This window comes from Actinomycetota bacterium (assembly GCA_030684515.1).
Lineage (GTDB): Bacteria > Actinomycetota > Actinomycetes > S36-B12 > S36-B12 > UBA11398.
On sequence record JAUXVJ010000019.1, the window covers coordinates 14,817 to 40,079 of the forward strand.

Sequence of the window (25,263 nt, forward strand, 5' to 3'; positions counted from 1 at the left end):
TGTCGATGACAAGGAAGCGATGAACTAGACAGCGGGCGGCGCTGTTGGCAAGGCATGCATGCGCGCAGCCCAACGCGCGCCATATACACCGGCTGCCAAGGCCGAAGCGGCACCCACTGCAAGAGCCCATCGCGGCCCCGCCGTCTCCGCGATCAATCCGACAATCGGAGCGCCGATAGGCGTGCTGCCAATAAAGGCAACGGTCCACAAGGACATCACCCGACCACGCATCTGTGGACTTGTGTGCAACTGCACGGCGCTATTGCCAGCCGAGGTGAACCAGACACTGGCGGCACCGACCGGAACCATGGCCACCGCAGCCCAGATCACACTGGGCATCGCTGCCGCGACAAGTATGGCCAAACCAAAGGCAAATGAGGCAACGGCAATCGCCTTGATGCCGCTGGTCTGACGAGTTGCGCTGACGAGTCCGCCGATGACTGCTCCGACACCCATCGCAGCCGAGATCACACCGAGATCAAAAGCGTCACCGTGAAAAGTCTCTGCGGTGAAGGCTGGCAGCACGACCTGAAATTCATAGGCCAGCATGCCCACGACCGACATCATGACCAGTGGCACTCGAAGATCAGGTGTGCGCCAGACATAGCGCAGTCCTTCGCGCAGTTGACCCGGAGCGCGATCCACTTGCTCACTGGGAAGCAGGAGCTCGCCCTTCATGGAAGCGTACGCAGCGATGACCGCAATGAAACTCGCCGCGTTGACGGCAAAGCACCAGCCCAGTCCAATCGTCGCGATCATCACGCCAGCAACTGCTGGTCCAACAATGCGAGCGCCGTTGATGACGACTGAGTTCAAGCTGATGGCATTGCGTACGAGCTCTGGCGGCACCATTTCGCGCACGAACGCCTGTCGAGCCGGCATATCGAGCACATAGATGAAGCCGAGCATCAATGACAGTGCCAACACCAGCCCGATAGACGCATGATCGGTGAGGACAAGCACAGCAAGGAGGGCCGCCTGCACACCTGCAAGTGACTGTGTGATGAGCAGCAGCTTGCGCTTCTTGAATCGGTCAACGAGCACGCCACCATAGGGACCGAAGACAAGCACCGGAAGAAATTGGAAGGCCACAGCCAGACCAATGGACGTTGCAGATCCGGAGATCTCAAGAACGAGCCATCCCATGGCGATCGATTGAATCCAGGTTCCGATAAGCGACACAGCCTGGCCGGCAAAGAACTTCCGGTAGTTCGGCTGTGCCAACGAAACAAAGGTGCCAATTGCCATCAAGCGTGCTCACTCTCATAGGTGCACTCTTGCTCTCAGTATCAGGTCGCGACGTCCTCGACCTCGCTGCGAGCTTGCGGGGTGTCTTCGTGGTGAGTAATGCGCGAAGGAATTGCCATGACGGCATACGCAGCACCAGCAAATGCGAGCATCGCGGCCACGACCAGTGCCAGGCGCATGCCGAAGATGTACGAAGAACCTGCAATGTCCAGCAAAGGACCACGCAAGGCCTCCGGAAGGGAATCAGCCAAGTGCACGGCCGCTGAGAGCGAGGAACCCGCCTGCGTGACCGCTTCAGCCGAAACATTTTCAATAGCTGGGGCGTTGTCACTGAACCGCGCCTGGAATCCAACTGTGGCAATGCCACCCAGCAGAGCGATGCCCAAGGCTTGGCCAGATTGCCTGGTGATCTGGTTGAGCGCAGAGGCGCCGCCGGAACGCTCCGGAGGTACCGCAGTCATCATCGCCTCGGTGCTTGCAGGCATGAAGACGCTGAATGCAACTGCCATCAGTGCAAAGCCGAGTCCCAGCATCCAATAGGCCGATGTCGTGGAGGTGGTGGTGATGGCCAGCGCGGCAACGCCAGTCATGGCGGTGCCGAAGGCAATGGTCTTGCGAAGGCCAAAGCGCTGCATGATCCATGGTGCACGCGGTACAACGATCAGGTTGACGACAACAATCGGGCCAGAAGTTGCGATGGCAGCCTGCAAAGGTGAATAGCCCTTCACCAACTGCAGGGAGATAGTCGCCAGGAACATCGCGCCTGACATGGCGATGAACGCGATGGTCAAGGTCACAGCAGCTGCGCTCAACTGCGGGCTCTTCAGCAAGGACATCTCGAACATCGGAGTCGAGGTGTGGTTCTCCCAGACGACAAAGAGCAGGCTGGCGCCAACTCCCAGGGCGAAACCGGCAAGAATCGGCGGACTGGTCCAACCATGGCTCGGGCCTTCAATCACAGCCCAGATCAATGACCCAAGTGCGACAGTGGACAGCAATGCGCCCAGCAGATCGAATCGGGCCGCGTCGGGGTCGTGAGAATCGGGAACCATCAGCATGCACAGCACGATCGTGACGGCGAGGAATGGCAGGTTCACAAGGAAGCAGGACTGCCAGCTGAACCAGGCCAACAACAATCCACCGGTGATGGGCCCGATGAAGGAGCCAATGGCGTTCATCAGCGACCAGTAGGCGATTGCTTTTCGCCGTTCCATTGCCTCTCGGAAGACGTCAACGAGAATCGATAGAGTCGCTGGCAAGGTGAGAGCCGCGCCGACCCCCATCAATGCGCGCCAGATGATCAACTGAAGAGGATCTGTCGCAAGCGCTGCACCCGAGGTCGTCAACAAGGTGATGGCCAGACCTGCAATCAATGCCTTCTTGCGGCCGAACCTGTCGCCAATTGCCGCGCCGGTCAGCAGAAGGCCGGCAAGGACCACGATGTAGGAGTCAACGATCCACTGCAATTCAGCGTCACTGGCGCCAAGCTCACGAACCAAAGTCGGCAGTGCAGTGTTCAAGATCGACACCTGCATGGTGACGGTCACGAGCACTACACAGAGAACGACAAGGACCCACCAGCGTTGTGGATGCCCATGCTCTTGGGCGTGAGACATTGCTGCAGTCTCTCACTGCACTATGGGCTAAATCTCACGTTCTGCCCTACGCGAACCCCTAGCGAGGCTGTTGAGTCTGCGACACAAGCTCGCGGACCTCACTTGCGGAGGGCTCAGAGTCACCAGCGATGCGCGCTAGTTGAGGAACAATCAGGAACCAAGCGACCACGTGCATGACCAGCAACCAGATGCGCGTGGACCAGAGCACAGAACTGGGCTGCATCGCGGGCAGCACCAGGCTTGCCAGTGCGAGCAAGGCTCCCGCCCACAACACCATTGCTCTGGCATGCCGACGTCCAAGCACCAGAACCGTTGCCATGCCGGCAAGCAGCGCAGCCAGCACCGGCACGAGCAGTGGGAAGTACCAAGGCACCTGCACTGTTGCTTCGCCTTGCCGCAGCACAACAGCGAAGGGCACACCCAGCAGACGTCCAAGCCCGTAGATCGCCAGTGAAAGGATTCCGGCCCAGCTCCCGGTGACAAGGGCTGCGTAAAGCAAGGTTCCCAGTCGCGGATTGGAAGACCGCGGCGGGGCAATTGGCGTCACAGAGTGCAGCCAGAGGCGGGTCATGTGCATATTGTGCCCAAGCCCAGAGCGCCTTGCCCACAGGCAAGTCTTCACAAGCGCACAGGCCCAGCCGAGCGGCCCACCGACTGAACTGCGGCGTAAGGTCGCAGAGTGTGGAAATCCAGGCTCGCATGACCCCAAGAACTGCGACGATTCCTGTCACTCGCGTACCGCTCCGCTTGCTCGGCTTGGCCTTGGTCCTGGCCTTGGTCAGTGTCGTAGCAGTCGGGCTGGTCATTGCGGGCGGTTCCTATGAGGTGCCAGCACTTGGACTGCCCGATCCTGGACCAGTTGTGGTCTGGGGTTCGCCGATCCTTCGGCTCCTGACCGACCTTGCCGCTCTGGCCACAATCGGCTGGCTGCTTGCCGCAGCCGTCCTGGATCCCGCCGGCAAGAACGGTGTGGTCTCACCAGCCGGGCGAACAGACCTCGTGCGGGCCGGCATCGCAGCCTGCGCATGGGCGGTTCTGGCGCTCGCACAGATGGTCTTCACTCTTGCCAATGTCCTTGGCCTGACGCTCAGTGAAGCGCTGAATCCGCAGCTGATCGCCACGTACGCAAATGAAGTGCCGGCTACCCGCGCTCTGATCGTCGTTGGCGTACTGGCAATCGTGGTCGCGATCGGCTGCTTCTTGAGCTCTTCCACAGGTGCAGCCATGGGATGGCTGGTCCTTTCACTTCTCGCTGCCGCACTTCCCTCCCTCGGCGGCCACGGCGCCGGGCTCGGTGACCACGCGATGGCGATCACCAGTGGAGTCGCGCACGTGCTTGGGGCCTTCCTATGGATGGGCGGACTGTTCGCCCTGGCGCTTCACGCTGTGCGAAAAGACATGCCCATTCAAAGGGCCGTGCAGAAGTTCTCCAGCATCGCGCTGATCGCCTTTGTTCTGGTCGCTGCCAGTGGACTCGGCAATGCCTACACCCGACTGGATACCGTCAACCAGCTATTCACCACCGGCTATGGCCAGGTGATCATCTTCAAGCTGCTCCTTCTGGTCGCTCTGGGAGTCATCGCATGGGTGATGCGCCAGCGCGTGATCAATTCGCTGACGAGCTCCCGCGTCGCAGTGTTTGCTCGCGTGGCTGGCCTTGAGCTGTTCACCATGGGTGTCGCGGTCGCACTCGGCGTGGCGCTCGCATCATCTGCCCCGCCTCGCATCGAGGAGCAGTTCCTCTCCTACGGCGAGAGCCTCCTGGGTTTTGCCTACCCACCCGCTCCCACCTTCAGTTCTGTCACCTTCGGATTTCGTCTGGATCCGCTCTTCTTCGTCGGCTGCCTGATAGCTGCCGCGCTCTACATCTATGGCGTTTCTCGACTGCGTTCTCGAGGCGACAAGTGGCCATGGGGTCGAACGATCTCCTGGCTGCTGGGCCTGGTGGTAGTCGTGTGGTGCACCAACGCGGGCATCTCTGAATACGCACAGGTCTCCGTTGGCCTGCACATGTTGCAGCACATGACATTGACCATGCTGGCTCCGATCCTGTTGGTGCTTGGCGCACCCGCGACTCTTGCACTGCGTGCTCTGCGTCCATCGCACGGACATGAGCGAGGACCACGTGAGTGGTTGGTCTGGTTTCTGCATAGCTGGATCACGCGCATTCTCACCAACCCCTTCTACGTGTTTGTCGTGTACGTCCTTGGCCTCTATGGGCTATACGTCACGCCTGCATTCGGTTGGCTGATGGGCAGCCACACCGGCCACATCGTCATGCAACTGCACTTCCTGCTTTCGGGCTACTTGTTCTACTGGGTGGTCATCGGCATTGATCCACGACCGCGACCTCTGTCCTATTGGGCTCGTCTGCTTCTGCTTCTCCTCGCCTTGGCAGTGCACGGATTCTTTGCGGTCGTGCTGATGATGAGCTCAATCCCGCTCGCTGAAGAGTGGTTCGGCATTGTTCGCCCTCCGTGGATACCCGACCTACTGCAGGATTCGCTCAATGGCGGACAAGTAGCCTGGGCCTTGGCAGAAATTCCCACACTCATTGTCATGATCGTGATCTCGATTCAATGGGCGCGCAGTGACGACAGAGAAGCCAAGCGGAATGACCGACAAGCAGATCGAGACGGGAACCTCGAACTCAATGCCTACAACGACCAGCTGGCGCGGCTGGCTGAACGAGATCGACGTCAACAATGAGCCGGCGTTGGATTGGCAGAGCAGCGACGTGTTGCGTCATCGCAGTGCTCGGCCACGCAAGCTCCTCATCGGTGGCTGCTGCCGACACTCTTGACCTTCCGGGCACGAGCAGGAGCAGTCAAGTCGTGCTCGTCACTGCGAAGAGTCTGTCGTCGACAACAGCCACCCTGGCTGCATATGAGCGGACATCAGACGGCTGGCGGCAAGTGGGGCCCTCGACCACAGCATTTCTTGGACGACATGGCCTGATGCCGGGTGATCAACGACGACAGTCAACTGGCACTACACCCATGGGTACGTACGCATTGAATGCCGCGTTTGGGCGACTGCCCGATCCCGGTGCCAAGCTTCCGTACATCCATATCGATCGAAATGACGCCTGGACGTATAACCCCAAGGTGCCGTCGACGTACAACCTCTTCCAGGATGTCAATCGCAGCTGGCGTTCGTACGGCGGGTACGTCGAGCATCTGTGGCAGCTGGGACCGCAGTACGACTACGTCGTAACGACCAGTTTCAACGAGCCCACCGGGCCCATCACCAAGACAGCCAGCGGCGTGCGAGTTGCAAAGCAGCCGACCAATACAAGGCGAGGTGGGGGAATCTTCTTGCACGTATCCAAGGGTGAGCCGACTGTTGGCTGTGTCAGCATGCCGCGCGCGGACATGCGCCGCATTGTTCAGTGGTTGGATCCGTCCGCCAGACCTGTCGTGGTCATTGGGCTCAAGTCTGATCTTCTGAATTGAAGTCAGGCGTCAGCTTGATGTCGCGCAACACAGGAAACGCATTTCGTATGTCTTGCACAGTTGTGACATCCACCGATGCGAAGACGACACATTCTTCAGCGCTCCCCTGAGCAACAACCTCCCCAAGAGGGTCGATCACCGCTGAGAACCCCCCGAGCAGGATCGAGCCGTCCGCAGTGTTCTGTGAGCCGACCTCATTGCATGCCAGCACCCAGCATTGGTTCTCAATTGCCCTGGCTCGAAGGAGCACATTCCAGTGCTCGATTCGGGCAGCCGGCCAGCCAGCTGGGATGACCAGCGATTCAACGCCAGCGGCACCGAGTGCGCGAAAGAGTTCAGGAAACCTCAGGTCATAACACGTGCTCAATCCCGTGCGACCGAGCGGCGTCTGCGTCTGGACGAGTTCAGTTCCGGCAGTCAGTACCGAACTCTCACCCGAATCAAAGCCAAAGAGATGAATCTTGCGATAGCTGGCGCGAAGCTCCCCGCTTGGCGCGAACAGCAGGCTGGTGTTGAACAACTGACCCGTCGCATCGCGTTCAGCTATCGAACCGGCGTGAAGCCAGACTCCTTGCGCATGCGCGGCAGCACTCAATTGACGGGCAAGCGATCCATTGATCGACTGCGCATGTGTCCTGATCGAATCCAGATCGTGGGCTCCGACGTGCCACAACTCGGGGAGCACCAGAAACTCGGCATTTGCTGCCGCGCGCGGGATCAGGTTGAGCACGCGAGCCACGCGCGCATCCACAGACTCCGCGCTTGAGACATCGAGCTGAAGCAGCGCGACCGACACCGACATGTCCAGAGCCTAGAACTCAAGCAGCAACAACCACGGTCACGCTTGCGGAATAGCCCTCTCCGCGAGCTCCTCGAAGTCGCGCTGGGCAGCGTGTTGCTGAGCGAACCAACCACCAGCCCCCGCCAACTGCTCACAGCTACCCGACTCGGTGAGTCGGCCCTGCTGAAGTACCAGCACTCGCGCTTGGGCGGGAATGGCAAGCAGGTTGTGCGTGATCGTGACAGTGCTCTGCCCAGCAAAATCCTCGCGCAGCAGTGCTTCGAGCCCGGCCGCATTCTCAGCATCCAGATGTGCTGTGGGTTCGTCGAGGAGGATCAGTGGGCGCGGTTCGATCAGTAGTCGCGCTACCGCAATGCGCTGTGCTTCACCGCCGGAAATGGACGAGCCGAAGGTGCCAACTGCTGTGCGCACACCTTCGGGAAGCCGCGCGAGCATGGTCGTGAGGCGGGCTTCGTGCAGTGCGGAAGTCACGCGCTGCTCGTCAGCACCGTCACGCCCAAGTGACACATTCTCTTCAATGCTCGTTCCGAAAATGTGCGCGCGTTGCTCCAACAGACCCACGTGCGTTCGCAGGTCGTCCGGATCAACAGAACTGAGTTCTTGACCATTGAACGTGACAGATCCGATGTACGAAGTGAAGCCCATCAGCACTGAGACCAGGGTCGATTTTCCCGCGCCACTTGGTCCGACGACATAGACGTGTTCGCCTGGCTCGATGGAGAAGCTGATGTCCTCCAGTACCTCACTCTCAGTCGACCCGAGTCGCACTCGTACCTGATGCAGCGTCACACCTGTAAAGCCCGCCACAAGAGTTTCCGGTGTGGGTGGCTGGGTCACAGGTGAGGGCAATTGACTCAGCGCATCCAGGCGCAATGCTGCGGCGCGTACCCGCTGCTCCGCAATCGCCGAACCTGGGATCACAGCGAGCACATCGAACACGCCCAGAGGCAGCAGCGCCGCAACTGCCAACCACACTGGAGCAAGTTGCCCCTCGATCACCGCTGGTCCGACCAGGCACAGACTTCCCACCACAGCAAGACCTTGCACGGCTGTCATCAAGGCACTGGAGAGCCCAAGACCAAAGGATTCACGGCGGCCCAGGCGCGTCAACTGCTCATCGATGCTCGCCAGCCTCTCGCCCACCGACCCTTGTGCACCAAAGGCTTCAATGTCCGAGGCGGCCGCAAAAGCCGTGACAAGTGACGACGAGAGCTCGCCCCGCAACGGCGCCAGTCGCGCTTCAGCCTTGGCGGTGAGTCGCGAAATGAGCAACGGCACCGCAATCACGGCAACAAGGCCCACGACGAGCATCAGCACTGCAGCCGATGGCAGCAGCCACCAGAAGAAGACGACCGTGCCCAGCATGACGAGTGCGCCCTGCAGCCACGGGAGCACCACCCGCAATGGAAGATCCACGGCCGTGTCAACGTCGGCCACGACTCGAGCCAGCAGATCTCCGCGACCAAAGTGCGCAATTCCGCTCGGTGCTAGACGTTCCAGCTGCGCGTACACCGATACCCGCAGCCCGACCAGGCCTCGGAATGCGGCATCGTGCCCCGTCACGCGCTCGGCATAGCGAAAGATTGCCCGCCCGAGCGCAAAGGCACGAACCATCACGGCCGCAATCGCCAGAGTCAGGATGGGAGGTGCGCCGGCCGCGGTTGCGATAAGCCAGGCCGCAGTGCCAAGCAGTGCGACCGCACAGGCGGATGCGATCAGCCCGAGCAGCGTTGCGCCGGCCAGTTCCCAGCGTTGGGATCGCATGGCCTGCCAGAGTCTGCGTTCAGCTGCAATCGTCATTGCTGCGGTCCCGGTATGTACACAACCTGGTCAGCTATGGCCAGCATCGCCGGCCGGTGAGCAACAACCAGCACGATCGCACCTTGCTCTGCTGCGCTTTGCAGAGCGTGCAGCACTGCACTCTCACTATGCGCATCAAGTGCAGCTGTCGGCTCATCAAGGATCAGGATCCTGGGCTGTCGAATCAGCGCCCTCGCCAATGCAATTCTCTGTGCCTGACCGAGCGACAGCCCGCTCCCGTCAACGCTGATGATTCGATCAAGACCGGTCGAATCTGTTGAGAATTCGGCAGCAACGCCTGCCTGTGTCAGTGAGGACCACACTGCAGTATCCGTCGCTGCCGGGGCGCCAAGAGTGACGGCTTGGCGAATGGAGATCTGTGCGGCCAGTGACGAGGAGACCAGCCGGGGTTGTTGGGGGACCCAGCCGATTTGCTGCAGCCACAGATCTCTTGCGACAGAGCTTTGTTCAATTACCTCATCTGTCTGCACCCACACATGACCGGTGGTGGGCTCGATCAGTCCCATGATTACGGCAAGCAGAGTGGATTTGCCAGCACCCGACGGGCCTGCGAGCGCAGTGATCTCACCTGCACGAGCGCGGAAACTGACGGCAGCCAATGCTTCATGTCGGTCAAAGCTCACGCTCACGTCACTGACGCCCAGTTCGCGCAAACGCCCGCCTATCTCCCCCGAAGCGTCGTGTTCACTGGGCACTGACTCGATCAGGGCAAAGATCTGTTCGGCCGCGCCCATGCCCTCGGCCGCAGCATGAAACTGCTGGCCCACCATGCGCAAGGGCAGATAGGCCTCTGGAGCGAGCAGCAGCACAAACAGCGCAGTGCGGTACTCAATCTGTCCTTCAGCAAGTCGCAGGCCAACTGTTACCGCGACGAGTGCTACTGAAATGGTGGCCAGAAGCTCCAGCGCCAGAGACGACAGGAATGAGATGCGAAGGACACCCATAGTGGAGGAGCGGTACTCCTCACCAATGCCTCGGATCGCCCGCTCTTGCGCCTTGGCGCGCCCGAAGGCCTTCAGCGTTGGCAAGCCGGACACGAGATCCAGGAAGTGTCCGGACAGCCGCCCCAGGACTCGCCACTGACGATCCACGCGTGACTTGGTGTACATGCCAATCAAGGCCATGAAGAGCGGGATAAGCGGAATGGTGATCGCAAGAATCACTGAGCTCAGCACATCAGAGCCGAGCACCACGCCGACAATGGTCAGCGGAACAATGATCGCAAGTACCAGTTGCGGAAGGTACCTCGCGTAGTAGGCATCCAGTCCATCAACGCCCCGGGAGAGCAGTGCTGCCATTTCACCGGGTCGTGCGCCTGCCGGGCCGTATGCCCCGCCTCGCAAGACTGCTGCCTCTGCCGATGCACGGAGTTCACGCTTGGCTTGGGCTGACGAACGAAAAGCGGTGGTCTCGGCAAACCAATGCAGGAGGGCACGCACAGCGAAGACCAGGGCGAGTGCAATCACAGCGGGTGTGACATCGGCCCAGCTCGCGCCATCAGATGTGAGGTCGACGATCACGCCGGACAGCAGTCGTGCCTGAACGATCACCACCAGCGCGATGGCTGTGCCGACGAGTATGGCTAGAACGAGAAATCCACGGGAACTGCGCGCGTAGCGGAGCAGGCGCGCATCCACTGGTTTCACTTGGTCATTGTGACCGGTACTCGAGCTGAGTTTTCAGTGGGCAGAGACCGGGATCATTTCGCTGGTCAGTCGCTTCCGGAAAACCCAGTAGGTCCAGCCTTGGTACAGCAGGACGATGGGAGCCATAACCACGGCAACGATGGTCATCACGGTGAGCGTGTACGACTGGCTCGAAGAGTTCGCAATAGTCAGGTTGAATGCTGGATCAACAGAACTCACCATGACGTTCGGATAGAGCCCAAGGAAGAGCGCAGCGACAGCGAACAGGATTGTTCCGGCACTCAACACAAAGGCCCAACCGTTGCGATCACGGAGATTCATTCCAAGGCCTGCGAGCCAGAGCACTGCCGCGATCAGCACCAGTGGAAGTGTGACGACCACCCGATCACTGAATGCCTGGGCCCAAAGCAAGGCGACAACCGCGAAGACAGCGGCGACCAGCCCCACCAGCGTGGCTGTTTTGCGTGCCCTTTCATGAACAGCGCCCGAGGTCTTCAATGCCAGGAACAAGGCGCCATGCGTTGCGAAGACCGTCAACGTCATTGCGCCAAGCACCAAAGAGAAGGGATTCAAAAGCCCGAAGAAACTGCCGACGTAGTTGATCGAATCAGCATTCGATGCATCACCCGTGATCGACTCCAGCATGGATCCACCGATCACATTGCCGAAGATGACTCCCAGGCCGAAGGCTGGCACAGCAGAACCCAAGACGATGGCTAAATCCCAGCCCTTTCGCCAAGCAGCGGTGTCATGCTTGCCTCGATACTCGAAGGCAACGCCGCGAAAGATGAGCGCAAGAAGTGCGGCGAAGAACAACAGGTAGAAGCCACTGAACATGGTTGCGTACCAAAGCGGGAATGCGGCAAAGGTGGCAGCTCCAGCAACGATCAGCCAGACCTCATTGGCATCCCAGACCGGCCCGATCGAATTGATCATCACCCGACGGTCAATCTCATTCTTGCCGATCACCGGCAGCAGCATCCCCACACCGAGATCGAAGCCATCCAGCACGAAATAGCCGATCCAGAAGAACGCGATAATCACGAACCAGACTGTGACCAGATCCATGTCAGTTCCCCAATGCCATCATCAGTATGCGAAGTAGAGCTGTTTGTCGGAATCCTGAGGCGGATCCCCGTAAGGGTCCTCATTGACTTCGGCTGGCGGTCCAGCCTTGATCGCCTTCAGCATCAATCGCACTTCAACAATGGCAAGGGCGATGTAGAGCCCAAGGAAGCCAAAGAAGGAGATCAGAATGTCCGCCGAACTCATGACGGGAGACACTCCATCGGCAGTGGTCTGAAGGCCGAACACGATCCAAGGCTGCCGGCCGACCTCGGTGAAGATCCAACCTGCTGAGATTCCGGCTAGCGGCAGCAACGTGACCACAGCTGTGGAGAATGCGAACGCCCGGCTTCTAGGCGAACGTCCACCTCGGAATCGCCACAAAGCCCACACTGCGTAAAGCATTGCGATCATCCCAAAGCCGATCATGGCTCGAAATGACCAGTAGGTCATCGGTACATACGGCACGTAGTCGCCCGGTCCGAATTCCTGCACATACTGGGCTTGCAGGTTGTTGATGCCTTGCACAGTGCCATCAACAGATCCCGTCGCCAAGTACGAAAGCATGCCAGGGACCTCAACTATCGGTGTTGCGCTGTCGCCAGACAGGTCACCGATGGTGAGCAGTGAGAATGGTGCGTTGGTCGTTGTCTCGTACAAACCCTCAGCTGCCGCGATCTTCATCGGCTGGTCATTGACCATCACCTTTGCGAACTCCGAGCCAGAGATGGACACGCCAAGTGCCGCAATCAGAATCACCCAGGCACCTGCCTTCACTGCAGGCCTGAAGACATCGACATCGCGGCCTTTGGCCAGATGCCAAGCCGCGACAGAGGCCACGAAGGCGCCACCTACGACGAAGGCGGCCGTGATCGTATGCACAAAGGCTGCAACCGATGCAGGCTGGAAGAGCACTGCACCAATGTCATTCATGACCGCACGTCCGGTGGTCTCACTGATCTCGTAGCCAACGGGGTGCTGCATCCACGCGTTTGCAGCCAGAATGAAGTAGGCCGAAAACAGCGTTCCAAACGCCGCGGCCCAGATTGTCGCCAGGTGCAGACGCTTGGGAAGCCGATCCCAGCCAAAGATCCACAGCCCGAGGAATGTCGATTCCAGGAAGAATGCCAGCAGGCCCTCCATTGCCAGCGGCGCGCCGAATACATCACCCACGAACCTTGAATAGTCAGACCAGTTCATCCCGAACTGAAACTCCTGCACGATTCCAGTCACGACCCCCATGGCGAAGTTGATCAGGAAGAGCTTTCCGAAGAATTTCGTCAGCCGCAGATACTTCTGATTACCGGTGCGTACCCATGCTGTTTGAAATCCAACAACGAACCACACTGTCCCAAGAGTGATGGGCACAAAGACAAAGTGGTAAATAGAGGTCATCGCGAATTGCAGTCGCGACAGATCTAGGTTCATTGCGCCTCTCCCAGCTTCGGCTGCCAGCAACAGTAGTAGCGACAAATGGTGCAACTGACCAAAGATGTGGGGACCAAAGTCCTGACTTCACTCTCACGCCAACGTAATCTCTGCCACAGAGTTGCGCATTCGGGGGAGTGGTCGTGCTGAGTCTGACGACGTGGTCACGCAGCGCCTTTGTCGCAAGCGTGAGTCTTGTTGCAGTCTGTGGGTTCTTGATCATCGATGACGAACTCAATGCGCGTAACGCTCGAGCTGAACTTCATGACTTCTGGCTACCCGCCCGTGTCATGAATCGAGAGCTGCTACAAGCCGAACTGGCCGTAAGTGCCGCGTTAGCAAGGTTCGTGTCGAGTCCCATGCCAAGCACTCACCATCAGGCCGAACTCTCGATTACTCGCCTTCAGGAAACTGTGAGCCAGATGCAACTGCCCGATGGCTCGCCAGATCTGATGGCATTGGCATTGGCATCCCGCAAGGAGGCAAGTTCCTGGATTGCAGATGAAGCTTCGGCCATCACGCTCGCTGAGCCGCAGCGCGCACACGTCACCAGTTTCAATTCAGAGCGAGCGCTTGTTCGTACAACTGAGGTCCGCCTTGCTCAGTTGGATTCTGGTGCCGCTCAGGTGCGTGCATCACTGAATCACACCAACACGGCGCTGCGCATCACCGCAGTCATCGAAACCTTGCTCCTCCTGTCCTTGTTGGCTCTCCTGATGTTCGGCCTGCGTTTCAGGGTGCTCAGACCGCTGATCGGATTGCGGGAGGACCTTGAGCGCAGTACGCGACATATCGCGCACGCAATCCGGCCGACAGGGCCGCGCGAAATCTCGGCGGTTGCTCACGATGCAGAGAGATTGCGCCGTTCACTGATTCACGAACAGGATGCGAGTGATCAAGCCAACCAAGCCCTCGCGCAGTCCTCGCCGCTCACCATCGCTGTTCGCAGTGAACTTGATCGACACGATCAAGAGGTCAGTGGAATCATCGGCTACCACCGTCCGATCGAAGGAGTCATCGCTGGCGATTGGTGGTGGGCCGGTGACGCTGGTGACGGCGTCCGTGCTTTCGCCGTGGCCGATGTGAGCGGACACGGCGTCAGCGCAGGAATGCTCGCTCTTGAAAGTCGCACCCTCGTCACTTCAGCATTGATGCACCTCCAGTCCCCAGAAGTCATCTGCTCGCAACTCGCCAGTCGACGTCATGCGCCTGGGATGTTCCTCACCCTGTTCATCGGGATCTTGCAGGGAGGCACACTGACGTACTGCTCTGCTGGTCACCAGGATGCAGCAATCGTCTCAAGACACGGCGCGCTGGAACTCCCGAGCACGGGTCCCATCATCAGCGACCTCGGCGGCTACTGGCGCTTGGGGAAGGTGGGTCTCGCGGAGGATTCGGCAGTGCTGATTGCCACAGATGGCCTGCTTGAACACGCTCCAAGTGCGAGCTTTTCGCTGCTTGCACAGCACATGTGGGTCAAATCCGGCGGCCAATCCGCCGAGTGCATGGAACTGCTCCTAGCCCAGGCTCGCGAGCAGTCGGCCCTCTGGCAGGACGACGTCACAGTGATGATTGCCACGCCAAATCGTTAGCGTTCTAACAGGAACTTCACAGGCTCGAATGCGACCATTGCGACTATGCGACTGAACCGCCCACTTGCCATGATTACCGCCGCGTTGATCGCCGGTGCGTTCATCTCCCAAGCCACAGCTGCCCCTTCTCCGGGACCCGCTGCCCAAACCAAGGGACAGATCATCCCGGCGACACTTTTCGGTATGCAGGTGCAGAACGCTGAGAACGGGCTCTGGCCGACCATGCCAATCGGCTCCTTGCGTCTTTGGGACAACCAGACCAGCTGGGCCAATATCGAGAAGTCCCAAGGAGTCTTCGACTGGACCGCGCTGGACACCGCGGTGGCAACCGCGAAGAAGAATGGAACCAACGACATCTTGATGGTGCTCTCCGGTACTCCGGCTTGGGCCACCGACGATCCTTCACCTGAAGCGCTGCCCGTGCCAGGCGCGGCTGGCATGCCCCGAAATCTTGAATGGTGGAATGCCTGGGTCACGGCGGTGGTGACCCGCTACAAGGGGCAGATCACCTCCTACCAGCCGTGGAATGAAGCCAATCTGAGTACCTTCTTCACCGGATCCCCGCAAGAGATGGCCGATCTGACCAAACGTGCCTACGACATCATCAAGGCAATCGACCCCGCAGCGATCGTGGTTGCCCCAAGCACCGGCACTCGCTTGAGTGGTGCCTTCATGAAGTTCTACCCTGCCTTCCTTGCCGCTCTGGGCGCCAAGGGGTGGCCCATCGACGTCTGGGCCGCTCACACCTACCCAGCCAGCTTGGGCACTCCCGTGGATCGGGCGGCTCTGGCGCTTGCGTGGCAGAAAGTGTTGAAGCAGGCCAAGGCTCCGGTCAAGCCCATGTGGGATACCGAGAACAACTTCGGCCTCAAGGGACCTGGACCCAAGAACCCCGATGTTGATATCGATGGCACCAAGGCAGCTTCCTGGGTGGCGCGCACATACTTGGACGCTCTTGCTCTGAACATTGAGCGGGTCTACTGGTACCGCTGGGAGCCGTACAACGACCTTTGGGGAATTCAGATGTTCACCAACACCCCCGGAGCCAAGGCCTTTGAGACTCTAGAAGACTGGATCGTGGGCGCCAGATTCAATGGTTGCGTCACCGAGGCCAAGGGCAAAGGCAAGGCCAAGGGCACGACCTGCAAGTTCGTCAAGGATGGCGAGGCTTTCGAGATCGTGTACAGCACAACGGAGAAGCCAGTGACCTTCGCAGTGCCCAAGGGCGCGAGTCAGATGTGCAATCTGCTCGTTGGATGCAACCCGATCAAGGGCAAGACCATCAAGACTGCTGCTCCAGTGCGCTTGAACGCCGCCTGATCACACCTGGCTTTCAGGTCACTACGCGCATGCGACCAACGAATCTCGCGTGAGCTTCGTTGAAGCCAAGCGCAAGTGCACGTTGACTTGCTGCTTCGGCTTCATCGAGGCGTCCAAGGCGAGCGAGCAGTTCTGCGCGCGATGCATGCCACCACGGATATCCCTCCAAGCTTGTGATTGCGTCGACCTCAATGAGTCCGGCCTGCGGACCATCGCGTTCACTGACTGCACCAGCGCGGCCAAGCCGTGCCGTTGGCGACTCCTCAATTCTGAGCAGTACGTCATACCAGGAGATGATCGCGTCCCAATCAGTGCTTGCATAGTCGACAGCTATCGCGTGACAGGCAGCGATGGCTGCCTGCATCGCGTAGGGATCTGGGCGCTGTGGAGTTCTGCGCAATGCTTCGCCGACGAGCTCCACTCCTTCACGAATAGCTTCGTCTCGCCAAAGGCTTCGATCCTGATCGGCCAACAGCACAACGGCTCCGGCATCGTCGATGCGGGCCGCCCGTCGAGAGTCCTGCAGAAGCATGAGGGATAAGAGGCCAGAGATCGACGCTTCGTCTGGCATCAGCTCGTGCAGGAGCCGGCCCAGCCGAATGGACTCATCGACCAATGACGCGCGCATTGCATCGGGCCCGCCTGCGGCTGCGTATCCCTCATTGAAGATCAGATAGACCGTCGCAAGCACGGCCGGCAGCCGCTCAGGCAGTTCGGCATCCGAAGGTACGCGGTAGGGAATATGCGCCTGCGCGATTTTCTGCTTGGCCCGCGTCAGTCGTTTGGCCATCGTTGCCTCTGGCACCATCAGGGCCCGAGCTACTTCGTTGGTGCTCAGTCCACCTAGAGTCCGCAGGCTCAAGGCCACCTGAGCATCCAGCGACAAGCTGGGGTGGCAGCAGGTGAAGACCAATCGGAGCAGGTCATCACGCACCACCGACGCCTCAGGCTCTGGTGCTTCGTGCTCAAGCAGCCACACGGACTCGGCCTCCTTGCCCTCTCGTGCCTTGTCTCGCCGAATGCGATCCAGCGCGCACCTTCGGGCCACGACCGTGAGCCAGGCTCGCGGTTGGTCAGGCACTCCATCGCGAGGCCAGGTCTGCAAGGCGCGTACCGCGGCATCCTGCAGCGCATCCTGCGCCAGATCCACATCTCTGGTCATACGAATCAAGGTTGCCAGGATCCTTGAATAGTCAGCACGCACCGCACGTTCAGCAGCCTCTGCGGGCGAGATCCACTCATCGGGGGTCAATGAGGAGTCCTCACATGATTGGCAGCACGGGTCGAACCTCCACTGCGCCGTTCCAAGCGGCCGGGATCTTTGCTGCCAAGGCAATTGCTTCATCCAGGTCAGCACACTCCATGATGAAGAAGCCGGTCAGTGCTTCCTTTGTCTCTGCATAGGGTCCGTCTGTGGCAAGGACATCTCCGCCCTTTCCGCCTGATACACGCACTGTGGTGGCCGTGGCGGTCGGGTACAGCGCTGCTCCACCGCGCAGTACGGCTGCGGCTGCTTCATTGAAGGCGCCGTACTCAGCCATCTCCGCTGCATGCTCGGGCAGACTCCAGTCGACGTCCTTGCTGTAAACCATTGCGACGTACTCGGGCATCACGACCTCCTTGGCTGCCAGCGCCTTTCGCCGGCTTCATCCTAGGGACGAATGGGAGCACGCGAGATGGACAATGCAAGAGCCCCAATTCCAAAAAGGAACTGGGGCTCTTGAATAGGACCGGTCGACTACGCCTTGCGCTTGTTGACCTCTTCAGTCAACTGCGGAAGGACGACGAACAAGTCACCGACAACGCCGAAATCAGCGAGCTCGAACATCGGCGCTTCCGCATCCTTGTTCACCGCCACGATCATCTTGGAAGTCTGCATGCCAGCACGGTGCTGGATCGCACCGGAGATGCCATTGGCGACGTAGAGCTGAGGCGAAACCGTCTTGCCAGTCTGGCCGACCTGGAAGGTGTGCGGGTACCAGCCTGCGTCGGTTGCGGCGCGCGATGCGCCAACAGCCGCACCCAGTGCATCAGCAAGGGACTCGATCACACCGAAGCCTTCAGCCGCACCAACGCCACGACCACCGGAGACAACGATCGCTGCCTCTGTGAGCTCTGGGCGTCCACCCTTGACTGCTGCCGAACGGCCAGTGATGGTCGCCAAGGTTGCCGCCGGCGAAAGATCAACCGACACATCTGTGCGTGCAGCCGCCCCAGCTGCTGCCACTGGGCCAGTGGAGTTCGGACGGATCGTGATGATCGGGGTGCCCGAGGAAACCTTGGACTGCACAACCGTTGATCCACCGAAGATGCTCTGAGTGGCGATCAAGTCGGCACTGAGGCCGACAGCATCGGTGATGATGCCGGAGTTGGTGCGCACTGCAAGGCGAGCGCCAATCTCCTTGCCCTCAGCCGACGACGCGATGATGACAGCCGCGGGTGACACATCGGCCACGAGCTTTGCCAACACCTCAGCCTTGGGTGCTACTGGGTGATCGATGTACTGGGCGCCGTCGGCGACATAGACCTTTGCTGCACCAAACTCACCTAGGGTCGCAGCGATTGCGTCGCTGTAGCCCGGGCCAATCCAAACAGCACTTGGCTCACCAACGGTGCGTGCAAGTGTGAGCAATTCGGTGGTGACTTTCTTGACCGCACCATCAGCGGCTTCTACCAGTACGAGTACCTCTGCCATGTGAAACGACTCCTTCGAAGTTCTAAAACCAGGGAAATGTGGTGAGCGTCAGATGATCTTCTGCGCGGAAAGGAAATCAGCGATGGCCACGCCACCGTTGCCCTCGTCTTGCACGACGACGCCCGCAGCCTTCGGGGGACGTGCAGCAAAACTGTCGACCGTGGACCATGCGGCACCAATGCCGACCTGGCCTGCGTCAAGACCCGCGTCACCCACGGAAAGGGTTTCAACCGGCTTCTTCTTCGCGGCCATGATCCCCTTGAAGGAGGGGTAGCGAGGCTCGTTGATCTTCTCAACGACGCTCACGACTGCTGGGGCGGCAGCCGAAATGGTCTCAATGCCGTTGTCGGTCACGCGGTCGATGGTGACATTGCCACCGGCAACTTCAACCTTGTTGGCAAAGGTCAGCTGGGCAAGGCCCAAGCGCTCGGCCACCATTGCAGGGACAACGCTCATGCGTGCATCGGTTGATTCAGATCCGAAGATGATGAGGTCAAAACCACGGCCGTCGAGCACCTTGGCCAGGGCATAGCTGGTTGCGACTGCATCTGAACCGACCAGGCCGTCATCAACCAGGTGAATGCCAGAGTCGGCGCCCATGCTCAATGCCTTGCGCACGGCTTCACCGGCACGTTCTGGGCCCATGGAAACCACGACAACCTCGCCGCCGCCATCTGCCTCGGTGATCTTGAGCGCTTCTTCCACGGCGTACTCATCGAGTTCATTCATGACGCCCTCGACCGACTCGCGGTCAAGAATGCCGCTGCCATCCTTGAGCTTCTTTTCAGCCCAAGTATCTGGGACCTGCTTGACACATACAGCAATCTTCACGAGTCATTCCTTTCGAGTGCGGCTGGAAACCGCGCAGCGTTCAGATGGATAACTGGATAATGCTAGGACTTTGATGCTTGAAGCAGAAGTGTGGAGATATCAACCACTTCAACGCCAATCGCCCGGGCCGGGTCCTGCTGGCGTGTTGTGACCGCGTCATTGAGCATGACTGAACAGAACGGACATCCCACGGCGATCCGCTTGGCTCCCGTGGCGATAGCCTCATCGCCACGGTTCTGATTGACACGTGAGCCGATGCGCTCTTCCATCCACATACGGGCACCACCGGCTCCGCAGCAGAAGCTCTTGTCGCCACTTCGCTCCATCTCAACAACCTTCTCTGCGCTAGCAGACACCAGTTCGCGAGGAGGCGTGTAGATCTTGTTATGGCGGCCCAGGTAGCAGGGATCGTGATAGGTCACGGTCTGATCAATCTTGTTGACCGGAGTCAGGCGACCTGCCTTGACGAGCTCGGCCAACAGCTCTGAATGGTGGACAACTTCGTAGTTGCCACCGAGCTGTGGGTACTCGCGCTTGAGAGTGTTCAGGCAGTGGGGGCAGGTCACAACGATCTTCTTGGCCTGGATCTCGTTGAGCACTTCAACGTTCTGGGCAGCCTGCATCTGGAACAGGAACTCGTTGCCGGCGCGCCGCGCTGGGTCCCCGGTGCAGGTTTCGCCCTCACCCAGCACCATGAAGTTGACGCCAGCCATGTTCAGCAATTCGGCGACGTTCTTGGTGGTGCGCTTGGCGCGATCCTCGAATGCTCCAGCGCAGCCGACCCAGAACAGGTAGTCGACATCATCGGGAATGGTGTCCTCGCCATTGGCGCCAAAGACATTGACCTCGAAGTCCACCTCGGAGATCCAGGCGTTGCGATCCGAGGCATTCATGCCCCACGGGTTGCCCTTGTTCTCAAGGTTCTTGAACAAGCCGTTGAGCTCTGCCGGGAAGTCCGTGGCAATGAGCACCTGATTGCGACGCATGTCGATGAAGTGGTCGATGTGCTCGATGTCAACCGGGCACTGATTCACGCAGGCACCGCAAGTGGTGCAGGCCCAGAGTGCTTCCTCATCGATGATCGGCAGATCAGGATGGCTGGTGCGGTGGCCGTCAGGTGTGTAGCCATCCTCAGCTGCATGCTCCGAGCCCTCGCGCGAACCGATGAAGGGACGCTCGACTTGGGCGCGCACCTCAGGGCTCACTGCGGCCAGCGCAGCGTCGTCGAATTCGCCAAGACCTGGGTGATTGCCCTTGGCGGCCAACAGGTATTCAGACTGCGCGAACATGGTGTCGCGCAGGTTCATGATCATGAGCTTCGGCGACAGGGGCTTCTCGGTGTTCCAGGCTGGACACTGCGACTGGCAGCGACCGCACTCGGTGCAGGCCATGAAGTCGACATAGCCCTTCCAAGTGAACTCAGCGATGTGTCCCTTGCCGAACAGTGCATCGTCTGGTGGATCCTCAAAGTTCAGTGGCTTGCCGTCGTACATGATCGGCAGTAGCGGGCCAAGTGCATTGGGACGACGCGAGGTGAAGACGTTGATCGGTGCGGCACCGATGTGCAGGTGCTTGGAGTGCAGCACGATCAACAGGAAGAGCAGGACGACCGCGATCTGCAGCCAAATGCCGACGACCTCAAGAATCTCATTTGCGGTCTGTCCGAGTGGGTAGAGCCAGGAGGCCACCCACTCAGTCACGAAGGCGCCCCCGTCCATGAATGGGAAGTGCTCTTCACCCGTGTAAAGCGACACGTTGTACTGCGCTGCCCGATACAGGAACAGGGTCCAGACCACGTTGAAGATCATGAACAAGATGACCCAGGCGCCAGTGGTGTGCGAACCGAAGAAGCGCGAGAAGCGACCCTTGACCTCGGGCTTGTTGGTCAGGCGCAGGATCGCGAAGATCACGATGCCGACGAGGACGAGCAGGCCGAAGAGATCCTCGGCAAATCCAAGCAGTGACCAGTGGCCCACCACAGGGATGGCGAAGTCAGCGATGAACAAGGCGCCGTAGACCTCAAGAATGGTGGCACCAAGAACCAGGAAGCCCCAGAAGGCGAATACGTGAGCAATGCCCGGGATGGTCCACTTCAGCAGTTTCTTCTGGCCAAGGACTTCAACTGTCTCGGCCTGAACGCGCGCAGTGGGATCGCTCAGACGCCCGGTTGCCGGCTTTCCGCTTCGAGCCAGCTTGACCAGGAACAGCAGGCGACGACCCGCGAAAGCCAAGATTCCAATGGTCAGTGCAAGCCCAACAACCAGGCGCAACACCATGTCCGACTCCATGAAAGTCCACTCCCTGAGGGTCAATTGCGTGGGGATACCAGGTTCTCACTCAAGTCACACAATGAGTTATAACTTTAGCATAAATGAGCCACGACCAACCGGCCGAGTCGAACGTACCCAATGAGCAGACTCAACGTGCAAGAATCCCGTCACATGATGTCAAATCCTCAGGTGATACCCCTTGAGGTCCCCATCCGTCGCAAGCGCAATCCGCGCGGATCGCTGAATAAGGAAGTGATCCTGGCCGAGGCATTCAAGTTGTGTCGCGAGGAGAACCTCGACGAACTGAGCATGCCCAAACTGGCCAAGCGACTGGGTGTTGGTGTCACGAGTCTGTATTGGTACTTCCATACCAAGGATGAACTCCTGCAGGCGATGCTTGCGCAAGTCTCAGATGAGTTCCTTCAAGGATTGCCCGACCATGCGGGGCTGCCCTGGGACGAGCACTTTCGCCGCTACTTCACCGATATGCGCAGGATCTTTCTCGGCAACGATGTGATCAGCGATTTTCTGGTGATGTACACGCACGTGTCGATGATCGCTCCAGGCGGATACTTCATGGCGCGCCTGAACAGCGAAGTCGGCATCCTCATGGATGCCGGACTGAGCCCGCAGGATGCCACCCGTGGGTACCAGGCCATGTCGACCTACACCACCGGGACAGTGCAGAAGATTCGGCAGGTGCGACTGCGCGGCGAGGACCCGAATCTGAAGATGTTCCCCATCGATGATCCGGCAGCGATGGCCGCTATCGGCACCGACTATCCGAATCTTGTGACGACCAGCGACTACTGGCACCGCACCTATTCGACCGATGTTGACTACGAGTTCGGACTCAACTGCATCATTGAAGGGTTGCGAGCGCTCATTCGCTAATCACCATCTCAGACAACGTCAATGGCCGCCAGCAAAATGCTGGCGGCCATTGACGTTGTGCGCTTGTCGACTACAGACCAATCAGATCTGAGATGCGACGCTTCTGGTCGGCAGGAGTGCCGTACAGCTGACGGTCCACCATCACGCGCCGCAGGTACAGGTGAATGTCGTGCTCCCAGGTCACGCCCAGGCCGCCGTGCATCTGCACGCAGTCCTGAACGATCTGCACTCCCTTGGTGCCGACATATGCCTTGGCCACACTGACGAGGCGACCAGCCTCGGGGTCACGATCATTGACCGCCTGCACCGCAGCATCGGTTGTGGCCATGCAGCACTCAAGCCAGGTGCGCATGTCAGAGAAGCGGTGCTTCAGCGCCTGGTAGGAGGCCAAGGGGCGACCAAAGGAGTAGCGATCGAAGGCCCACTGCACGGTGAACTCGAAGACCCTGTCGACTGCGCCATTGGTCTCTGCGCATTGCAGTGCGACAGCAACCTGGAACATCCGCTCGGTGATGTCAGCGGCAGTGGCAACTGAGCCCACCATCGCCTCGGCCGGCACGGTAACGCCGTCGAAGCGGGCCGTCGCGTAGTGGCGAACGAAGTCCAGTGAGTCAACAGCCTCAACAGTCACGCCAGCAGCATCCGCAGGAACCAGGAACAAGGCCATCCCAGCGTCGGTCTTGGCCGACACCAGGAACACATCCGCCTCTGCGCCAACCTCAATGCGATCCTTCACACCGGTGATGACGTAGTTGCCACCATTGGCAGCTGCAGTGGTGCTGGGGTTCAACGGATCCCATTGAGCATTGGGCTCATAGGCCGCCCAGCTTCCGATGCTCTCGCCGGACATGAGTCCTTCGATCTCACTTGAGTGATCCGGGCCCGATGCTGCACCCTCGACCAGGCCAGCGATGACCACGTTGACCGCGATGATTGGGCCAGGCGAGGTCAGGCGACCGAACTCCTCGGCCACGATGGCGAGATCCTTGAAACCGTCGCCGGAGATGCTGCCGCCGCCTAGGTCTTCAGGAACAAGCAGTGCTGCCCAGCCGAGCTCAGCACCCTGGCTCCAGAAATCGCGCGGGAAACCCTCGCCCGATTTGTTCAACTCGCGCACCTTTTCGATGGGTGCTTCGTTCTCCAAGAACTTCACGGTTGTCGTGCGGAAAAGCTTCTGGTCCTCAGTGAGTTCCAGGTCCATGCGGACTCCTCAGAAAGTTGTTCACCCTTGCGGGCATTGGTCGATGATCAGGAAGGGTCGAACTAGCGGCCGCGGCGAACGTCCTTGAATGGAACGTCACGGTCCGCCGCGTATTCACGAGGCATCATCAGCACACGCTCGGAGATCATGTTGCGGCTCATCTCCGATGACCCGCCACCAAGGCTCGCGCCCTGTCGCATGAGGTACGAGACGCCGACGCTCTTCAGGAAGCCATCACCCTCGGGAACGCCGGTGACGGCCTGGTCGCCGGCAATGTCGAGCATCATGTCCATCTTCTGCTGCGGGATCTCAGCGTGCGCAAGACGCATCATCGTGCTTGCCATGGCCGGGTACTCGCCGGAGGTCATGCCGATGGTGATCCGCTTGATGAGCTGGTGGTTCACGGTGTCCTGCGCGTGTGCCCAGCCCACGAGCTCACGAGTGGCGGGATCCTTGTCCTTGCCTACCGAGCGGGCGAGCTCTTCGATCGACAGGCCACTGCGGCTACCACGGTCTGGTGCTCGTCCACTGCTGTAAGCAGAGCCACCACCGACTGCCTGGCGCTCATAGAACAACTGACGCTGTCCAACAGTCCAGCCGTCGTTCTCGGTGCCGACGAGGTTCTCGGCAGGCACGACGAGATCCTGGAAGAATTCCTCGCAGAATTCGTTGGCGCCATTGACCATGCGGAATCGGTTGAGATGCGTTGCCGGATCGTGCACCGGCACGATGATCATCGAAAGCCCACGATGCTTGGGTGCGTCCCAGTCGGTGCGCACCAGGCAGGTGGCGTAGTCGGCGGCGAAGGCGTTTGTGCTCCACGTCTTCTGACCGTTGATGACGTAGGTGTCGCCGTCACGCTGGGCGCGGGTGAGCAGACCTGCAAGATCCGAGCCACCACTTGGCTCAGACAGGAACTGGCACAAGATGAGCTCACCGGAGATGGCGCCTCGGACGTACTTCTGCTTCTGCTCCTCGGTGCCCATGTCCAAGATCATGGCTGAGCAGATTGATAGCGAAGGCACGTTGAGCAGCAGCGGCATCTCGTATTCGACCGTCAGATCGTCAAATGCAAGTTGGTGTGCACGGCTCAGGCCTTGGCCGCCATACTCCTTCGGGAAGCAGATGCCTGCAAAACCGCCAGCGAAGAGCGTCTTCTGCAATTCACGATTGCGCTCCCAGATTTCCAAGCCATCAGTCTCATGCTCAGGTTCTCCGGCAGCTCGCACTTCATGCGCATCGGGATCCTTGCGCTTAGGCAGGCCGCCAGCCTCCAGCCAGGCCTTGGCGCGGGCACGGAAGTCCTCTACGGATTCGTTCTGGTCTGACATGTACTCCCCAACTCTGCGGCGGTCACTGTGTGGCTGACCACTAACATC

20 protein-coding genes are annotated in these 25,263 nt (G+C 59.6%); 5 read left to right on the forward strand and 15 right to left on the reverse strand.

What is annotated here, in order from left to right:
• Positions 1-24 precede the first annotated feature (24 nt).
• From Q8M73_08445 to Q8M73_08455, 3 genes are read right to left on the reverse strand one after another with little or no spacing between them, the layout of a single operon-like run.
• Complete coding sequence (locus Q8M73_08445; protein ID MDP2288574.1) at positions 25-1,248, reverse strand: MFS transporter; 1,224 nt, start codon at positions 1,246-1,248, stop codon at positions 25-27.
• A gap of 41 nt (positions 1,249-1,289) precedes the next feature.
• Complete coding sequence (locus Q8M73_08450) at positions 1,290-2,864, reverse strand: MFS transporter (protein MDP2288575.1); 1,575 nt, start codon at positions 2,862-2,864, stop codon at positions 1,290-1,292.
• 58 nt (positions 2,865-2,922) lie between these two features.
• On the reverse strand, positions 2,923-3,435 hold the full coding sequence (locus tag Q8M73_08455; GenBank protein MDP2288576.1) for a DUF6069 family protein: 513 nt from the start codon (positions 3,433-3,435) through the stop codon (positions 2,923-2,925).
• Positions 3,436-3,563: 128 nt separating this feature from the next.
• On the opposite strand from Q8M73_08455, the gene Q8M73_08460 reads away from it, so the two are divergent.
• Positions 3,564-5,573, forward strand: coding sequence for a cytochrome c oxidase assembly protein (locus Q8M73_08460; protein ID MDP2288577.1), 2,010 nt, complete (start codon positions 3,564-3,566; stop codon positions 5,571-5,573).
• A complete protein-coding gene (locus tag Q8M73_08465) occupies positions 5,570-6,319 on the forward strand; it encodes a L,D-transpeptidase family protein (protein MDP2288578.1) in 750 nt (249 codons plus the stop codon). The genes Q8M73_08460 and Q8M73_08465 overlap by 4 nt, the downstream gene beginning before the upstream one ends.
• Here Q8M73_08465 and Q8M73_08470 read toward each other — a convergent pair.
• The 5 genes from Q8M73_08470 to Q8M73_08490 are packed head-to-tail and all read right to left on the reverse strand — an operon-like array spanning position 6,297 to position 13,081.
• Positions 6,297-7,121 (reverse strand): carbon-nitrogen family hydrolase, encoded by an 825-nt coding sequence (locus Q8M73_08470; GenBank protein MDP2288579.1) that lies wholly within the window; start codon positions 7,119-7,121, stop codon positions 6,297-6,299. The two genes, Q8M73_08465 and Q8M73_08470, sit on opposite strands and share 23 nt — an antisense overlap.
• Before the next feature lie 36 nt (positions 7,122-7,157).
• On the reverse strand, positions 7,158-8,921 hold the full coding sequence (cydC, locus tag Q8M73_08475; protein MDP2288580.1) for a thiol reductant ABC exporter subunit CydC: 1,764 nt from the start codon (positions 8,919-8,921) through the stop codon (positions 7,158-7,160).
• Positions 8,918-10,588, reverse strand: a complete 1,671-nt coding sequence (cydD, locus tag Q8M73_08480; protein MDP2288581.1) for a thiol reductant ABC exporter subunit CydD — start codon at positions 10,586-10,588, stop codon at positions 8,918-8,920. The genes cydC and cydD overlap by 4 nt, the downstream gene beginning before the upstream one ends.
• Before the next feature lie 33 nt (positions 10,589-10,621).
• Positions 10,622-11,656 (reverse strand): cytochrome d ubiquinol oxidase subunit II, encoded by a 1,035-nt coding sequence (gene cydB / locus Q8M73_08485; protein ID MDP2288582.1) that lies wholly within the window; start codon positions 11,654-11,656, stop codon positions 10,622-10,624.
• A 21-nt stretch (positions 11,657-11,677) separates the two neighbouring features.
• Positions 11,678-13,081: a cytochrome ubiquinol oxidase subunit I gene (locus Q8M73_08490; protein MDP2288583.1), complete on the reverse strand. Its 1,404-nt coding sequence runs from the start codon at positions 13,079-13,081 to the stop codon at positions 11,678-11,680.
• 143 nt (positions 13,082-13,224) lie between these two features.
• Here Q8M73_08490 and Q8M73_08495 point away from each other — a divergent pair, with 143 nt between their 5' ends.
• Both Q8M73_08495 and Q8M73_08500 read left to right on the forward strand, forming a co-directional pair.
• Positions 13,225-14,673: a PP2C family protein-serine/threonine phosphatase gene (locus Q8M73_08495; protein MDP2288584.1), complete on the forward strand. Its 1,449-nt coding sequence runs from the start codon at positions 13,225-13,227 to the stop codon at positions 14,671-14,673.
• 45 nt (positions 14,674-14,718) lie between these two features.
• Entirely contained in the window at positions 14,719-15,993 is a 1,275-nt protein-coding gene (locus Q8M73_08500) for a beta-galactosidase (protein ID MDP2288585.1), read from the forward strand.
• Positions 15,994-16,006: 13 nt separating this feature from the next.
• On the opposite strand, the gene Q8M73_08505 is transcribed toward Q8M73_08500, so the two are convergent.
• From Q8M73_08505 to Q8M73_08525, 5 genes are all read right to left on the reverse strand, one after another.
• Positions 16,007-17,245, reverse strand: coding sequence for a sigma-70 family RNA polymerase sigma factor (locus Q8M73_08505; protein MDP2288586.1), 1,239 nt, complete (start codon positions 17,243-17,245; stop codon positions 16,007-16,009).
• A 10-nt stretch (positions 17,246-17,255) separates the two neighbouring features.
• On the reverse strand, positions 17,256-17,603 hold the full coding sequence (locus tag Q8M73_08510; protein MDP2288587.1) for a YciI family protein: 348 nt from the start codon (positions 17,601-17,603) through the stop codon (positions 17,256-17,258).
• A gap of 128 nt (positions 17,604-17,731) precedes the next feature.
• Positions 17,732-18,688, reverse strand: coding sequence for an electron transfer flavoprotein subunit alpha/FixB family protein (locus Q8M73_08515; GenBank protein ID MDP2288588.1), 957 nt, complete (start codon positions 18,686-18,688; stop codon positions 17,732-17,734).
• A 48-nt stretch (positions 18,689-18,736) separates the two neighbouring features.
• Complete coding sequence (locus Q8M73_08520) at positions 18,737-19,519, reverse strand: electron transfer flavoprotein subunit beta/FixA family protein (protein MDP2288589.1); 783 nt, start codon at positions 19,517-19,519, stop codon at positions 18,737-18,739.
• Between the two features lie 62 nt (positions 19,520-19,581).
• The gene (locus Q8M73_08525) at positions 19,582-21,795 is read right to left on the reverse strand and encodes a heterodisulfide reductase-related iron-sulfur binding cluster (GenBank protein ID MDP2288590.1); all 2,214 of its coding nucleotides are present in this window, start codon (positions 21,793-21,795) and stop codon (positions 19,582-19,584) included.
• Positions 21,796-21,960: 165 nt separating this feature from the next.
• Here Q8M73_08525 and Q8M73_08530 point away from each other — a divergent pair, with 165 nt between their 5' ends.
• Positions 21,961-22,683: a TetR/AcrR family transcriptional regulator gene (locus Q8M73_08530; protein ID MDP2288591.1), complete on the forward strand. Its 723-nt coding sequence runs from the start codon at positions 21,961-21,963 to the stop codon at positions 22,681-22,683.
• Between the two features lie 70 nt (positions 22,684-22,753).
• On the opposite strand, the gene Q8M73_08535 is transcribed toward Q8M73_08530, so the two are convergent.
• Both Q8M73_08535 and Q8M73_08540 read right to left on the reverse strand, forming a co-directional pair.
• Positions 22,754-23,884 (reverse strand): acyl-CoA dehydrogenase family protein, encoded by a 1,131-nt coding sequence (locus Q8M73_08535; GenBank protein MDP2288592.1) that lies wholly within the window; start codon positions 23,882-23,884, stop codon positions 22,754-22,756.
• Positions 23,885-23,946: 62 nt separating this feature from the next.
• Entirely contained in the window at positions 23,947-25,215 is a 1,269-nt protein-coding gene (locus Q8M73_08540) for an acyl-CoA dehydrogenase family protein (GenBank protein MDP2288593.1), read from the reverse strand.
• Positions 25,216-25,263 lie beyond the last annotated feature (48 nt).

What these genes read in the sequence shown, in the direction of transcription:
- Q8M73_08530 (MDP2288591.1), top strand. Translation starts at nt 21,961, where the DNA reads ATGATGTCAAATCCTCAGGTGATACCCCTTGAGGTCCCCATCCGTCGC.
- Q8M73_08445 (MDP2288574.1), bottom strand. Translation starts at nt 1,248, where the DNA reads ATGGCAATTGGCACCTTTGTTTCGTTGGCACAGCCGAACTACCGGAAG.
- Q8M73_08450 (MDP2288575.1), bottom strand. Translation starts at nt 2,864, where the DNA reads ATGTCTCACGCCCAAGAGCATGGGCATCCACAACGCTGGTGGGTCCTT.
- Q8M73_08510 (MDP2288587.1), bottom strand. Translation starts at nt 17,603, where the DNA reads ATGCCCGAGTACGTCGCAATGGTTTACAGCAAGGACGTCGACTGGAGT.
- Q8M73_08455 (MDP2288576.1), bottom strand. Translation starts at nt 3,435, where the DNA reads ATGACCCGCCTCTGGCTGCACTCTGTGACGCCAATTGCCCCGCCGCGG.
- Q8M73_08470 (MDP2288579.1), bottom strand. Translation starts at nt 7,121, where the DNA reads ATGTCGGTGTCGGTCGCGCTGCTTCAGCTCGATGTCTCAAGCGCGGAG.
- Q8M73_08465 (MDP2288578.1), top strand. Translation starts at nt 5,570, where the DNA reads ATGAGCCGGCGTTGGATTGGCAGAGCAGCGACGTGTTGCGTCATCGCA.
- cydC (MDP2288580.1), bottom strand. Translation starts at nt 8,921, where the DNA reads ATGACGATTGCAGCTGAACGCAGACTCTGGCAGGCCATGCGATCCCAA.
- Q8M73_08525 (MDP2288590.1), bottom strand. Translation starts at nt 21,795, where the DNA reads ATGGTGTTGCGCCTGGTTGTTGGGCTTGCACTGACCATTGGAATCTTG.
- Q8M73_08535 (MDP2288592.1), bottom strand. Translation starts at nt 23,884, where the DNA reads ATGGACCTGGAACTCACTGAGGACCAGAAGCTTTTCCGCACGACAACC.
- Q8M73_08460 (MDP2288577.1), top strand. Translation starts at nt 3,564, where the DNA reads ATGACCCCAAGAACTGCGACGATTCCTGTCACTCGCGTACCGCTCCGC.
- Q8M73_08490 (MDP2288583.1), bottom strand. Translation starts at nt 13,081, where the DNA reads ATGAACCTAGATCTGTCGCGACTGCAATTCGCGATGACCTCTATTTAC.
- Q8M73_08515 (MDP2288588.1), bottom strand. Translation starts at nt 18,688, where the DNA reads ATGGCAGAGGTACTCGTACTGGTAGAAGCCGCTGATGGTGCGGTCAAG.
- Q8M73_08500 (MDP2288585.1), top strand. Translation starts at nt 14,719, where the DNA reads ATGCGACTGAACCGCCCACTTGCCATGATTACCGCCGCGTTGATCGCC.
- cydB (MDP2288582.1), bottom strand. Translation starts at nt 11,656, where the DNA reads ATGGATCTGGTCACAGTCTGGTTCGTGATTATCGCGTTCTTCTGGATC.
- Q8M73_08540 (MDP2288593.1), bottom strand. Translation starts at nt 25,215, where the DNA reads ATGTCAGACCAGAACGAATCCGTAGAGGACTTCCGTGCCCGCGCCAAG.